Annotated in this window: 11 protein-coding genes and 1 pseudogene; 4 read left to right on the top strand and 8 right to left on the bottom strand. The window is 68.3% G+C overall.

All coding sequences use genetic code 11. The annotated features are described in order from the left end of the window. Positions 1-58: 58 nt before the first annotated feature. Complete coding sequence (locus OIU81_RS38990; protein ID WP_329143133.1) at positions 59-190, bottom strand: hypothetical protein; 132 nt, start codon at positions 188-190, stop codon at positions 59-61. An 18-nt stretch (positions 191-208) separates the two neighbouring features. Here OIU81_RS38990 and OIU81_RS38985 point away from each other — a divergent pair, with 18 nt between their 5' ends. Both OIU81_RS38985 and OIU81_RS38980 read left to right on the top strand, forming a co-directional pair. Next, the gene (locus OIU81_RS38985) at positions 209-358 is read left to right on the top strand and encodes a hypothetical protein (RefSeq protein ID WP_329143135.1); all 150 of its coding nucleotides are present in this window, start codon (positions 209-211) and stop codon (positions 356-358) included. A 101-nt stretch (positions 359-459) separates the two neighbouring features. Further along, positions 460-2,268, top strand: coding sequence for a hypothetical protein (locus tag OIU81_RS38980; RefSeq protein ID WP_329143137.1), 1,809 nt, complete (start codon positions 460-462; stop codon positions 2,266-2,268). 213 nt (positions 2,269-2,481) lie between these two features. Here OIU81_RS38980 and OIU81_RS38975 read toward each other — a convergent pair whose 3' ends face one another. From OIU81_RS38975 to OIU81_RS38960, 4 genes are all read right to left on the bottom strand, one after another. Next, positions 2,482-3,255 carry an ExeA family protein gene (locus tag OIU81_RS38975; RefSeq protein WP_443074900.1) on the bottom strand — a complete coding sequence of 258 codons (774 nt, stop codon included), beginning with the start codon at positions 3,253-3,255 and terminating at the stop codon, positions 2,482-2,484. A 35-nt stretch (positions 3,256-3,290) separates the two neighbouring features. Then, the gene (locus OIU81_RS38970) at positions 3,291-3,521 is read right to left on the bottom strand and encodes a hypothetical protein (RefSeq protein WP_329142553.1); all 231 of its coding nucleotides are present in this window, start codon (positions 3,519-3,521) and stop codon (positions 3,291-3,293) included. Further along, positions 3,518-4,897, bottom strand: coding sequence for a DDE-type integrase/transposase/recombinase (locus tag OIU81_RS38965; protein WP_329142554.1), 1,380 nt, complete (start codon positions 4,895-4,897; stop codon positions 3,518-3,520). Before OIU81_RS38965 ends, OIU81_RS38970 begins: the two co-directional genes overlap by 4 nt. A 99-nt stretch (positions 4,898-4,996) precedes the next feature. Next, a complete protein-coding gene (locus OIU81_RS38960; protein WP_329142555.1) occupies positions 4,997-5,377 on the bottom strand; it encodes a helix-turn-helix domain-containing protein in 381 nt (126 codons plus the stop codon). A gap of 631 nt (positions 5,378-6,008) precedes the next feature. On the opposite strand from OIU81_RS38960, the gene OIU81_RS38955 reads away from it, so the two are divergent. Together OIU81_RS38955 and OIU81_RS38950 are read left to right on the top strand one after the other, a co-directional pair. Continuing rightward, on the top strand, positions 6,009-7,811 hold the full coding sequence (locus tag OIU81_RS38955; RefSeq protein WP_329143138.1) for an integrase: 1,803 nt from the start codon (positions 6,009-6,011) through the stop codon (positions 7,809-7,811). After that, on the top strand, positions 7,808-8,224 hold the full coding sequence (locus OIU81_RS38950) for a hypothetical protein (RefSeq protein ID WP_329143140.1): 417 nt from the start codon (positions 7,808-7,810) through the stop codon (positions 8,222-8,224). Before OIU81_RS38955 ends, OIU81_RS38950 begins: the two co-directional genes overlap by 4 nt. A gap of 107 nt (positions 8,225-8,331) precedes the next feature. On the opposite strand, the pseudogene OIU81_RS38945 reads toward OIU81_RS38950, so the two are convergent. The 3 genes and pseudogenes from OIU81_RS38945 to OIU81_RS38935 form a co-directional block, all read right to left on the bottom strand. Next, positions 8,332-8,601 (bottom strand): annotated as a pseudogene (locus OIU81_RS38945) (PIG-L deacetylase family protein); the annotation flags it as partial. A gap of 1,612 nt (positions 8,602-10,213) precedes the next feature. Beyond that, the gene (locus tag OIU81_RS38940; protein ID WP_329143142.1) at positions 10,214-11,977 is read right to left on the bottom strand and encodes a hypothetical protein; all 1,764 of its coding nucleotides are present in this window, start codon (positions 11,975-11,977) and stop codon (positions 10,214-10,216) included. After that, positions 11,974-13,443 carry a site-specific integrase gene (locus OIU81_RS38935; protein WP_329143144.1) on the bottom strand — a complete coding sequence of 490 codons (1,470 nt, stop codon included), beginning with the start codon at positions 13,441-13,443 and terminating at the stop codon, positions 11,974-11,976. Before OIU81_RS38935 ends, OIU81_RS38940 begins: the two co-directional genes overlap by 4 nt. Between the last annotated feature and the right edge of the window lie 51 nt (positions 13,444-13,494).

Genomic DNA, 13,494 nt, shown 5'->3' with positions numbered 1-13,494 from the left:
GTTGGGGAACTTCTGCTGGCCGTCAGTGGGGAGAACTACTGGCCGCCTCTGGGGAGAACTACATGGCCGTTGACACAAGCTCCAGCGCGGCCACATCGCCGATCTCGCCGACATGAATCAGGCTCAACGACTTCACTACCAGCGGATCTTCGGAGATCCCATGGACTGGATCCGGCGCAGGCTCGGCCATGCTTCGCAGCTTTCGACCTTGATCTATCTGCATGCCCTGCAGGAGCTGGAGATGGAGACGCGTATGGCCCTGGTCCCTGACACCTGGGAGGACCCCCGGGACACGCCGCTGGGGAGTTTCGGGAACGAGACGCCGCCGCAGGATCTGCCCAGGGAGGTATCGGCGTGACAAGCCGGGGCCGTGGCAGCACTGGTCCAGGACGCCCGTCGGCCCTTCCACCCAGTGGCTACGAAGCGCCGCCGCTGGTCCGGGAAGGACACACGGGCGGCTTGATCGTCGACTTCCATGGTGATGACGACCGCCAGGCCAGTTACGACTTCGGGCCGTTGGCGATGCCCGGCTGGCATCCGATTCTGGCTGAGGCCCTGGCTTTGAGGGTCGGGCACAGCGGTGGAATCCGAACTCTGTCGGGATGTCGGACCAGCTGGGCCTCGGCCAAAGCCTGGATCCAGTTCCTGGTCTCGCTGGAGCAGCCGCCGAAAACCGTCGATGAACTGACCCGCGAACATGTGGATGCCTTCTACACTCGACCAGGTTCTGCCGAGAGTACACGGCACATCCAAATGCGCGAGATGAGCAAGCAGTTCGAAAACGAGCGGATTTCCCGCCGCCTTCCTGCTGACGCATGGGACGCCTTCAACCGCCGGCTGACCAGGCTCAAGCAGTCGGGAGTCGGAGGCTACTCGCGAGGCGAGTTAGATCGGCTGACGGCCGCGGCCCGAGCGGACGTGGCCCGGATCTCTCGGCGTATTCGTGCCGGCGAACAGCTTCTGCGTCAGGCACGGGACGACCCCGGAAAACTGGATGCCCAGCAGCGGGAATTAGGGGAGACCCTTATCCGCATCGCGGAGACCGGCGAGGTCCCTCTGCTGGAGGGCGACAGAAACTGGCTCCGTCGGAGAGCCGATCTCGCGGGACACCTGTTCATGACTTGGGCGGATCTGGCGCCTTTGATGGCTCTCCTCGCGGTGGTCACTGAACGCAACGGGGAAAGCCTCAAGGAACTTCCGGTCAGGCACCGGCTGCTGGAGGACCGGGCGGTCGAGCTCGTCCTGGTGAAACGACGCCATGGAGTCCAGCAGTGGTTCGAGACGGTGACCTGGGAAATCGGTCCCAAGTCGCGTGAACTGCACACCCCCGGCGGCCTCTACCTTCTCCTGCTCGAGCTGACGGGCCGCAGCCGGGAATTCTGCGGCTCCACCGCGGCCTTCTGCTTTTGGCGCAACAACTGGGCCGTCGCAGAGCGCAACCGGTCGGAGCACTTCGCTCCGTTCGAGATGGACCTCGGACGCGGTTCTAAGATCGAGATGTCCGCATGGGCGGCCTCGAGGACCAAACCAGTAGTCGCTGATCCGCGGCCTTCTGCGAAAGCGAAGGCCACACAAGACGGCTCGGGGAAAGAGCCTCCGGTCCCGCTGGTCGTGACCTTTAACAAGATCAAAACCAGCATGGACGCCCGCCGGACTCGCCAGCTTGGTGGCCACCTGCCCTCGTCGGCGAAGAGCAACACCGCCCAGGTCCTGTTCGCCAACTACCTCAAGCCCGACGAAGCCACCCGCGAGTGGGGAGAGGAAGTGATCACCGAGGCTCTCGGGGATGCGGAGCAAGCTGCCCTGGACGCCCATGCCGCGGTGGCGGGACGTCGCGGTGGCGGCCCCAAGGTGATCACTGACGACGCTTCCGCCCAGCAGCTCGAGGAAGCAGGACTCGCCCCGCAGACGGCCCGCGATCTCTCCGACGGGAACCTGGACACCGCCTGGACGGCTTGCGAGGACCACGACCACAACCCGGAGACCGGAGCACCCTGCGGCGATTCGTTCCTTGCCTGCTTCCACTGCGGAAACTGCCTGGTCACCCGCGATCATCTCCCCCGACTCCTGGCCCTGCTGGAAGCCCTGGGGGGCCTGCGCCAACGCATGAGCGAGGACGACTGGTGGAAACGCTACGGCCCTGCATGGGTCGCCGTCCGGCGAGACATCCTCGCCAAGTTCTCCCCGGCCGAAGTCAGCAAAGCACAAGAGCAGTCCTTGCCCGACGCCCTCCTCGACCTGGTCGAACCACCCTGGGAACAGCCATGAGCATCGCGACCTTCGCCTCCAACCCCACAGCAGTCACGCTGAAAGATCCGTACGTCCTCCACGGTGTTGGGTGCCATTCAAAATCGTGACGGGTTTGCCATTCCCGATGGTGATGTTCGGGGATGAGAAGAGCCCGCCGGTGGGGTTCCGGCGGGCTGTTTGATCTTCATCGTGTCACTGGGATGTTGACGGTGCCTATGGTGGGCGCGGTCGTCATTCGGCGGTGACTTCGGCGACGGCGGCGCGGGCGCTGGTCTCGTCGACGATGGGCTTGCCCTCGGCGTAGGCGGACAGCAGGGCCTGGACGGCGAGGTTGTTGACGGCGCGGGGAAAGCCGCGGGCGGTGTCGTGGATCAGCGTGATCGCGTCGTCGGTGAACAGGGTGTCGCTGCGGCCGGCGAGCGCGAGGTGGTGGACCAGGTAGGAGGAGGTCTCCTCGCCGGTCATGGACGGCATGTTGTAGCGGACCTGGATCCTCTGGTCCAGGGCGGCCAGGACACCGAGTTTGATCTTGTGCCGCAGGGTCGGCTGGCCGATCAGCAGGCAGGCCAGCGGGCTGTTGGAATCCATCTCGTCGTTGGTCAGCATCCGGATCGCCTCCAGCTGCTCGTGGTCCAGGAGATGTGCCTCCTCGATGATCAGGATGGGGACGCGGCCGCGCTCGTTGTTCTCGGTGGCCAGCAGGGCGGTGGCCTGCGGGATCAGCGTCGACTTGTGCGGACGCGGGACGCCGCCCAGCGAGGCGACGATCGCGTGGTGGATCCCGGCGACGCCGACCGCGGGGTTCGCCAGGTAGATCACCTTGTGGCGGGGGTGGTCCAGCTGGGACAGCGACGCTCTGACCGCGACGGTCTTGCCCGCGCCGACCTCGCCGGTGATCACCCCCAGTGCGCGTTCGCCGATGCACCAGGTGATGCGGGCGACGGCCTGCGCGTGGGAGGAGTGCCGGTGCAGCATCGAGGGGGCCAGGTCCTTGTCGAAGGGCATGCGCGTGAAGCCCCAGTGCGCGGTCAGTTTGTCTATCAACGTCCGTCCGTCCTCTCCAAGTGGGCGATGCAGCGGTCCAGTTCGGCTGCGGCGTGTTCGGCCCGCCGGTGGAAGCGGACCGCGAGCCGCAAGGCCGGGCCGGTGACCCGGTGGTGGTCGAGCCTGCGGCCGGCCAGCCGCAGCGTCCGCTCCAGCAGCAGGCGGGCCGACGTCTCCTGGTCGTCGAGCTCGTCGAGCCGGTCCTGGACCGGGTTGCCGCTGGTCACGAGCCTTCCTCGGTCAGGTCGACGGCTTCGGTCGGTTGGGCCTGGCCGGGCAGGAAGACCTCGTAGTTGATCCGCTGCCCGAGTTCCCTGGTGCGCTCGGTGTCGATCAGGCAGAGGTAGTCGATCCCGGTCGGCGCCGGCGGGGCCGCGACGGGGGTCTCGGGCTTGGCCTTGGGGTGCGCGTGCCGGGTGATCTGGTGCGGGATGGCCTTGCCGAACGAGCGTCCGCCGAAGCGGACGTCGATGTCGGTCAGGTCGAAGGGGTCGAAGACGAGCTCGACCTGCCGGCCGACCAGCGAGGCGTCGACGTTGTAGGTGTTGGACTGGAGTGAGACCGTGGCGGTCTTGGCGACCTTCCGCAGCTCTGACCAGCGGAAAGCCTCCCTCAACGCGTCCGGGGTGGGGACCGGGAACGGGGCGCTGGCCATCCACCGCTCCAGCGGCTGCTGCCCCGTCTCGGAGTGCGCCCGCCGGTGATAGACCTGCTCGACCCAGGCTGTGAAGAGGCGATTGAGCATGGCCAGGTCGGTGACCTTCTCCGTGTCGACCTCGACCAGGAACTGTTCCCGGACAGTGCGGAAAAAGCGTTCGATCTTGCCCCTGCCCTGCGGGCGCCCCGGCGTCGAGTGGATCAGCTTGATCCCGAGCCTCGCGCAGGCTCTGAGCAGGGCGGAGTCCACGAACGCGGAGCCGTTGTCGACGTAGACGCCCTCGGGGACGCCGCGGGCGGCCAGTGCCGGCCGAAGCGCCGCCGCCAGTCGGACGCTGTCCTCGGCGCCGCCCCAGCGGTGCCCGACCACCGCCCGACTGTGGTCGTCGACGAACGCGAAGAGATAAGCCTTGTGACCTGCGATCTTCGGCCCGTGGAGGGCATCCCCGACCCAGAGCTCATTCGGCCGGTTCGCCTCGAACCGGCCGAACGCCTCCGGCGCCTGCCCGTCGGGGCGGGTCAGCAGTTCCAGGCGCTGAAGGTGCCGGTGGACGGTGCGGTAGGACGGGCCCCAGCCCAGGTGCTGCTGCAGGATCCGCACCACCTGCGCGGTCGACCGGCTCGGATTCTCCCGCTTCAAGGCCGCTGCCAGGTCCAGCACCTCCTCCGGCGTGCGCGGGGTGACCTGCCGGGTCGGCGGCAGCAGCGCGTCGAAACCGCCCTCACGCCAGAGCTTGAGCCAGCGATCCACCGTCCCGCGCGTGATCTTGACCGGCTTCCCGAACGGATCGGTGTGCACCCGGGCAGCGATCGCGCGGACCATCGCCCCGCGCTGGCGCGGGCTCAGGGCAGCGTCAGCCGCCTCGCGGATCAACTGGTAACGGAACAAGGCGACTTGGTGGGCCCGTTCGGCCCGCCGTCGCTCCTCCTCATCGACCAACGCCATCCGGCGCCCTCCTGAAACGGCTGTGGACATGCCAGCCGCCAGGATGAGCCGAGCCCGACGATCTTCGTCAGGGTCAGCTCGTGTTGATCGTTTCGGAGGTCAGGCCGGAGGCCAGCCCGGCGCCAGCAGGCGGCCGTGGCAGGCCGCCGACACCAGCAACCAGGTAGGCACCTTCAACTTCCCGAGCCTCGCCCTCGCGGCGAACGCGAACCCCGTCACCGCACTGACCGCGTCAGCGACCGCCGTCCCGGCCGGGGCCGGCAGGACCGCGGCCGGGTCGTCCGCCAGCGCGACCAGCCACGCGGTGAACACCGCCGTCGCCCGGACCGCCCGCCGCGACCAGCACCGCAGCCAGCCCCGCACTGTCGTCACCGGCCTGCCCAGCCGCCCGGCGATCCGCCGGCAGCCCCAGCCGGCTGCCGCGAGCTCCAGCCCGGCCCCGACGACCTCAGCCGTGTCCGCGCGTCTGACCAGGGACAACGCTGGAAGCAGGATGTGCGTCGCCTCGCAGGAGCGGCACCTCGCCCGACGCGGACGCACCACCACGACCCCGCCCGGACCCCGCAGGCTCCGCGACCGGCCCCAGCCCCACCGGGCCAGCACCCCGCCGCAGCCCGGACACGACAACTCGCCCTCGACCAGGCGCCGTTCGACAACCGAAGTTGCCACCTCTACCGTGACCAAAGCGCCCTCCGTTGGCGCTCGCACGGCCCTCCCGGACGCCGCCAAACGAGCGGGAGGGCCGTGATCATGTTCAGGACATGATCACGGTGCCGCCCAGCACCCAGAAGATCAATTACCTTCTTGTGAACTCTTCCTCATCAACATCACCAATGGCACAACACTGCCCGTTCGTCAGCATGTTGAGTGACTATCTACACACGGCCGCCCGCTGCGGCCAGGAGCCCGGCTGGAGGACACCTCCCGCTACAGCCACGACGTCTGGCACCTGGCGCCCGCGCGACTCAAGATCCACGAGTACTCGATGATCTTGAACTCTCTGTCTCTGCCCCAACGATTTCGGCCGGCGGTCAAGCAGCTGTTCTACGCCTTGCTCTCGCTGAAGCCGCCGGATGGTGAACCATCCCCAACCATCGCCACCATCCGAGGCATGTTCACCGAGATGCGACGGTTCTTGATGTGGCTCGACAAACGGTGGCCACCGGAGCGGAACGAACTGTCCGTCCTGTCCTCGAGCGATCTCGAGGACTACGGCAAGCACCTCCTGGCCCGCTTCCCGAACAATCGCTCTCAGCGCGAGTCCTCCCGAGGCGGAGTACGGCTGCTCTGGCGTTGGCGTCTGCAGATGGGTGAACACGCCCTGCGGTTCGAACCGCTCCACCTCGACGGATGGAGGGAGTCGTCCAGCACAGGGCGGGGCGAGAACAAGACCGACCGACTGCCCGAGGAAGTCCTGGGGCCCTTGTTGGTCTGGGCACTGCGGTTCATTGACGACTTCGCCCCCGACATCCTCGAAGCCGACCGGGAATGGCGAGCAAGCCGTGAGAAACGCGTTGGCCGTTACCTGGAGCGAAGCGCTGTCGGACCAAGCCTGCAGGCGATCCTCGATGAATACGTCGCCGCCGGCCGCCCGTTGCCCGGCTGGCGCGGACAGCCCAGCCTGACCCACTTCAGCCGCCTTCTCGGTTGCCGTCACGACGCCGTCCGGCCCCATCACGCTGCCCTCGCGGCCGCCGCCGCTGTCGTCGGCGTGACCGAGGGCGCATTCCTCGACGGAAGCGTCCAAGGCCGTCTGGACGGGGAGCCGTGGGTTGACTCGATCGCCACCAACCACGAGTCAGCGAACAGCCTGGCCCGGCTCAGCCGCATTCTCCACGCTTCTTGCTACGTGGTGATCGCCTTCCTCAGTGGCATGAGAGAAAGCGAGGTCAAACACATCAAACGCGACTGCATCGAGATCAAATACGACGAAGACGGCCGTCCCTACCGCTGGAAACTCAGCAGCCTCGCGTTCAAAGGGGAAGACGAGGTGGAGGGCGTCCCAGCGACTTGGACGGTCTGCGCAACTGTCGTCCGCGCAGTCGAGATGCTCGAGAAGCTCCAGCCGAAGACCTGCGACTACCTCTTCACGGGACTCCTTCACGGCAACGGCGCCAAGAAGTCATCGAACGAGGTGGAGGGAAATAGAGCGACCAACGCACACCTCAACGACCTCGTGGCGTTCGTGAACCAGCTCTGCGCAGACCGCGGCCGCAGCGACATCATCGCGGACAGTGCGGGCCGGCCCTTCAAGCTCAAGACCAGCTACTTCCGTCGGACGCTGGCCTGGCATATCGCGCGCCGTCCAGGCGGGCTGATCGCGCTCGCGATCCAGTACGGCCACATGAGGACCGTGCTGGACGCTCGAACGTCCAGCGGCTACGGCTCCCGCAGCCGCGGTGGCATCCATGGCGTCCTCGACGTCGAGACCGCCCTCGCCGCTGCCAACACTGCAGCCCGTCTCCGCGATCAGGCCGCGGCAGGGGAGAAGATCTCAGGCCCAGCCGCCCGCCGAGCCCTCACCGCCGCTGCCCACACGCCAAAGTTCGAAGGACGGATCGTCCCCGCGAAGTTCGCGAAGAAAGCAGCCTCATTCCTTGCCCGGGACGGCATCGTCCTTTTCGACAACCCCGGCGCAATGCTGATCTGCGCGTTCAAACGAGACAACGCACTCTGCGAACCCGACCCAGACGCGACAGCCCCAAGGCAATACGACTGCCGACCCGGCTGCGGCAACACCGTCCGCACCGACACCCACGCCCGCCTTCTACGCGAACGAGCCGACGAACTCGACCAGCTCGCCGCCTCGGCGCCCGGCCCGGTCAGCCGACGACTCAAGGCGAGCGCCAACCGGTTCCGCACCATGGCTGACACCCACGACACCATCGCCCAATCGGCGAAGGCCCTGACATGAGCCAGCAACCACAGCACGACGACGAGCGAACCCGCATCCGCGAGGCCATGGACCGACTCCTGGCCGGACAGGCCACCGCCTCCAACGGCAGCCTCACCGTCGTCGCTCTCGCCGCCGAGGCCGACGTGCACCGCATGGCCCTCATGAAGCGGCATATCGATCTGAAGAACGAGTTCTACGAACGCGTCCGAAAAGAAACCTCGCAGATCCCCGAATCCGAGAAACGGCTCCGGGAAACCGTCACTCAACTCAGAAAGACGGTCAAGAACCAGAATGCGGAGATCGAAGAACTCCGCCAACAGGTCACCCGTCTCACCCTCGCCAGCGCTGTTCTCACCCAAAGGGCGGACATCCCATTGCCGCCCGCCCCGGCCGCTGACAACGTCATCCCATTCCGTCCACCAACCACCTGAGCTCCTCAACTACGAGGCCGCCGCAGCCATCACGCTGCGGCGGCCTCGCCTCGTCTCGGGGCCCTTCGCGCACCCTAAAAAGCTGAACACAAGAACTTGACAGGGAAGACGACGACCTTCGGCCGTACGGCGCGGATGTGTTCGACGATCAGCCCCGCCACCTCCTCCAGCGGGGCGTCGCAGAGCCGGGGTCGGCCGGGTGCGGAGTCGGGGATGCGGGCGTCGGCGAATCCCAGCATTCGGGGCCGGCCCGCCCCCAGGATGTCCAGGGCGTCGGCGAGTTCACCTGCCCGGTGGCTGTCGGGAGCCCAGGTCGCGGTGACCACGGCGGTCGCGGCGCCCGCGGCGGCGTGCTGTGCGAGGACACCGCCGGCCAGGAGGGACTCGTCGTCCGGATGAGCGTCCTCCTGAACCGGGCGGTCCCGATCCTGCCGTGGGGATCGGGCGCGATGACCTCACCCGGCAGCCCCAGGGCCTCGGCTTCGTTGTTGACCCAGGTCACGAAGTCCTCGAGCCGGACGGCGATCGCGTAGTTCCCCAGTGATCCGGTGCGGTGGCGGGCGTGGGTGGGGTCGTGGATGGCCGCGGCGAACAACAGCTCGCCGTCGGGGACGAAACACTCCAGTACGCGGATGGCGTTGACGACGGGCGTGATGGCGACCCACGGGACGGCCCGTTCAGCGCCGCCGGGCAGGTAGTGGCCAGTGTCGGGATCGGTGGCGGTCTTGTAGTGGTGACCGCGGATCAGCAGGTGCGGCTCTTCCGCGTCCTCGGCGTCTTCCTCGTCCAGGCCGGGGGCGACGTCCTCGGGGCGGACACGGAGAACGTGGCGGTCCGACTGGCCGTCAGGTCCCGGCTCCGGGTCGGGACAGCAGCCCGCGCGCAGGCCGAGAACCTCCTGAGGACGGGCGCCTGTCAAGTACGAGCAGACTATGAACGCGGCCGTGACCAGGTGCTTGAGCAGGGTCTCGGCCTCGGTGTAGTCGATCACCTCGCGCCAGGGGCGCCCGTTGATCCGGCCGGTGACCGGCACATCCAGCGGACACAGGCACGGGTTGGCCGTCACGAGCGCCGCCAGGTTCAGCTTGGTGCTGGCGTGAGCGACCTGCCGCAGAGAAGCGCCGGTCATGGCCGCGACGTAAGCGCGGGGCAGGGCGGGCTTGCCGTTCTGGACGGTCGCGGGCAGCGGGGCGCCGCCGGCGACCCGCTGGGTCAGGTAGGCATTGAGAGCAAGCCGACCGGCGGGGGTCGACTGCTGGCTATGGGCAGCCTGGTGCAGGCGGCGGGCTTCGGCGTGGGCGGTGAGGATGTCGTCGGCCAGGTCCTCGACGAAGCGGATCGCCCAGATCAGCAGCGGGCCCATCGTCTCCTCGGCCAGCACCTCTCGCGCGTTCTCCCCGCTGGTCGAGGTCGCGGCGGGCAGATAGTCGTCCACGCCGCCTTCATCCCACGGGGGGCGTGCAATCCCGGCGGGCCGGGCGGTGAGCTGGTCGAACGCCCACAATCGCGTGACCGCCAGCAGCTGCTTGCGCACGTCAGCGCGGCCGCTGCCAGCGTTGCGCAGGTGCAGCCCGTACTCGTGCAGCACCTCCCGGTCGCAAGCGGCCAGCGTGCCGATGCCCCGCTCCTCCAGCCAGTGCGCCATCAGCATCCACGCCCGCACGCTTCTCTGCGCCGAATCGGGGGCGATACGGGTCCGCATCCTGGCCGCGCGCTCGCGCACGAAGCTGTTGCGCAGTTGCCCGCTCAGGAACGTCCACGCGATCAGCCGCAGCGGCTCGCGGAAGCACTCCACGCAGGACTCCCAGTCGATCTTGAACAGATATGTGCTGGGGTTGTCGATGAGCGGGGCCAGCGACCACACCATGTCGCCGAAACGGCTGTTGAGGTGCGCGTGGCGGGCGATGACCAGATGGTCGGGGATGACCGGGGTGGTCGGTTCGGGCAGCGGCAACAGATAGGGGTCGGCCTCGGTTGCGAAGATGGTGGTCACGGGTTGAGGTCTCCACTCAGCAGGTCGTCAACGATCTCCCGGTCGGCGGCGGTGATCCGACCCCGAGCTCTGGCCCAGGCCCCGGCCCCGACCTTGCCTCTCAGATCCTCCAGGCGGGCGTGGGCATCGTTCCAGTCCCGGACCCAGACAGAGACGGGCAGGACTGAGCGGGCGTTGGCGAGGGCCTGGTGCAACTGGACCAGACGCGGGTGGTGATCAGCGTGAATTCGCGCGCTCTCGCAGCCTAAGCATGTGAGATAGGACGCTCCGCAGCCCCCGTCCGGTAGCGGCGCTGGACCTTGGTCGGTGTCGGAGCAGTCGGTGGTGGCGGTCTCATGATGTCCGGGGTCGCGCTGATCGCTGAGCTGGGCTGCCAGGCTGACTGTCTTTCGGGCGTGTTCCAGCGCGGCTGCCGCACCGGCGGCGACGATGGGGGCCGCCTGCCGCTGGACGCGCTGGTCAGGCAGTACGTATCGACGTTCGTGGGTGTCGCGGGTGTGCTGGGACGGTTCCCCGCGGTCCACCACGACCGTCCGCCGTCCGCGCTGGAACGGCGAGCCCGTGCCCGTTCGCTTCCTCCACCCGGCCGCGTCCGCGTCGTTGAGGCCCAAGCGGATGGGGCCCACGGCGGTGCGTCGCGCGGGGTTCTCGATTGCCCGCTGCGGGCAGTGGGCGCGCCAAGCCACCAGACGGTCGGTGCCAGGGGCGAGATCGTGGGCCAGAGCGCGGGCGAAACGGGTGGCTTGCAGAGCCTGGGTGATCAGACGGCCTGGGGAGTCGGCACCGGCATCGGTGGCATTCTCGGTCTCGGATCGGCCGCCCTTGTGCTTGCGGACCGGGATCCGGTACGTGGGCCGGCCGTTGGAGCCGGAGTCGGGGGCGGCCTTCGGTGTCGGCATCACGTTGATCACCGAGAGGTTCCAGCCGAACTCGGCCATCAGCAGTACTCCCAGGGCCGTCGCCTCCATCCGGTCCAGGAACAGCCGCTTCCACGTCATCTCGGCGGAGCGTCCGCCCACCGCGCGCCGGTAGTGGATCTTCACTTCCCCGCTCTTGTAGCTGGGGAGTTCGCCGGTGCGGGCTATCAAGTCCAGGGCCTCACCCAGGGCCCAGGCCGGAGTGCCGGGCACGAAGGCGCCGCTCTGCCAGGATTCCAAATGGTCGGTATTCTCCTCGATCCGCAGCAGCGCGGCCCGGAACACGCGCCGGGCCTCCAACCGGATCCGGTCGAACTCCGCAGGCGCGTAGGACTCCACCTTGCTCGGCAGGTCCGGGACGCGGCGGGTGAGCTCTTCGAACACCGGCCCCGTCCGCAGGCGGGGATCATCGCGTAGCAGGCTGACGACGCTTCGGAATACCTCGCGGCCGCCGGAGGTGTGCTTCTGCTGTTCCCACCAGGCTTTCACCGCGGCGGCGGTGAGTTCGTTCAGATCCCCTGGTGGCCGGGCGCGCTGCGAGGTGAACGTCGCGAACGCATGCAGGTATCGGAAGCCCCCTCTGGAGGTTTCGTGGGAGCCCCAGCCGTGGGTGCGGGCGGCGAACAGGGCGGCCAGGGATCGCTGCATCGGTTTGGCCGCCGGCAGCGTGGAGAAGTCGTAGTCCCGCACATGGCCGTCGCGGTCACGGTGGCGCACCACCAGGCCGGTCAGCGGGTCCAGGACCTGCGGGGCGCTGTAGTCGGCCGGCGGCAGGACCGCCTTCCTGCCCCTGCCGCGGCCTTCGCTCTTGCCGTTCCTCTCCTCGGTGTCCGTCGTGGTCACGACGCGGCCCCCGCCTGGCGGGGCGTCAGCCGGGTGTCGATGTCCTGGATGCCGTCCGCCTCCCGGGCCACCCTCGTGAACAGCCCGTCCAGATCCGGCAGCGGCGCCGCCATGGGCTCATCGGCCTCCGCCAGCAGGGCCTCCAGCTGCAGGTGCCGCACCGGCGCGAGATACGTCTCGACCGTGATCTGCCGCGTTGCGTGCCCCAGCAGCCCCTGCACCAGGTGCCACGGGTCGCCGTAGAGCAGGGCGAAGTCCCGGCGTTCCTTCGGGCTCAGCCCAAAGCGCCGGTCCAGCAGTGAGTTCAGCACCACCAGCATGAACAGCGCCATGCTATGACGCGCTCCGTGCACGGTGGCGTAGGGCGAGTAGACCCTGTGCGGGTCTCGCCGCTGATCAGCCGGCGGCTCCAACACTGCCCGGCAGCGCTGGTTCGCGGTGCGGAACACCGCCTCCCAGGAGTGCGGCTGGAACGGCAGCCCGGCCTCGTTCAGCCACAGCCACAATGGCTCCGGACCGTCGGCGCCCTCGGTGAACAGCGTCGCCCGCTCCTGCCAGGTCAGAGAGTCCAGCGGCCGCTCGAACAGGACGCCGTCCCGGTCCCTCCACCGGACCTTGCGCCTGAGCCCCGGGGTGACCTCGGTGACCAGCCGCATGTCCGCCAGCTGGTCGTAGCGGCCCCGCGCCTGGGCCTTGCGCACCGCCCAGGCCCGCGAGGACTCCACGTACGACTCGATGTCCCGCACCGCCTCCGTCGAGCAGTAGAACGTCCGCGAGGCCTTTGACCGGGTCACCGCCCCCGACACCCGCCCCCGGCAGTACCGGCTCTTGCCCAGCCGCGTGCCCGGGACCTCGAACGTCAGCAGCGAACCGCCCTCCTGGCGCCGCAACCCCGAGGACACCTCCAGCCGCACGAACGCCGTGTTGCGGTCCTCCAGCCGCCCCAGCCAGCCCGGCTCCACCTCCCCGTCCCGGGTGTGGCCGCGCAGACCGATGTCCGTCCACAGCCGCCACGTGCGCGGCGTCAGCCAGTGCATGTCCGAGGCCGCCGGCTTCTTCAGCCCGTCCGGGACCTCCCGCGTGCCACCCCGGCTGTCGGTGACCTGGCGCATCGTCACCGGCCTCGCCGACACATACCCCTGGTCCCTGGCCCACTTGTACAGGGCCGTGAACGCCGCCAGCTCCCGGTTCCACTTCGCGGTACCCACCCGGGCCGGATTCGCCGGCGCGTCCAGCCGCCAGGTCCCGTAATCTTTCAGGTCCTTCTCGCGCGCATCTGTCCAGTGCCGGCCCCGCGCGGACAGGAACGTCAGCAGCAGGGCAATGTCGGTTGAGTAATTCCGCTGGGTCTCCCACTCATATCCCCGGAAGACGGAGGACTGACCGAATCGGCACAGCAGCGGATCTATCCGGAAATCCGGCCCCACGAATACCGCATCCCCCTCCTGCATCTCCCATTCCGCCAACTCGACTCCTGGTGAACCCGACCGCGTCAGCCAGTCCCGACCTACTCGGAA

The organism is Streptomyces sp. NBC_01454 (genome assembly GCF_036227565.1).
In the GTDB taxonomy this organism is placed as follows: domain Bacteria; phylum Actinomycetota; class Actinomycetes; order Streptomycetales; family Streptomycetaceae; genus Streptomyces.
Note: the sequence above shows the minus strand (reverse complement) of the source record. Positions and strands in the feature narration are given on the sequence as shown.

Excerpts from the sequence above, each read along its gene's own strand:
- OIU81_RS38990 (WP_329143133.1), bottom strand. The coding sequence starts at position 190 with ATGGCCGAGCCTGCGCCGGATCCAGTCCATGGGATCTCCGAAGATCCG.
- OIU81_RS38975 (WP_443074900.1), bottom strand. The coding sequence starts at position 3,255 with ATGCCCTTCGACAAGGACCTGGCCCCCTCGATGCTGCACCGGCACTCC.
- OIU81_RS38965 (WP_329142554.1), bottom strand. The coding sequence starts at position 4,897 with ATGGCGTTGGTCGATGAGGAGGAGCGACGGCGGGCCGAACGGGCCCAC.
- OIU81_RS38955 (WP_329143138.1), top strand. The coding sequence starts at position 6,009 with ATGTTCACCGAGATGCGACGGTTCTTGATGTGGCTCGACAAACGGTGG.
- OIU81_RS38950 (WP_329143140.1), top strand. The coding sequence starts at position 7,808 with ATGAGCCAGCAACCACAGCACGACGACGAGCGAACCCGCATCCGCGAG.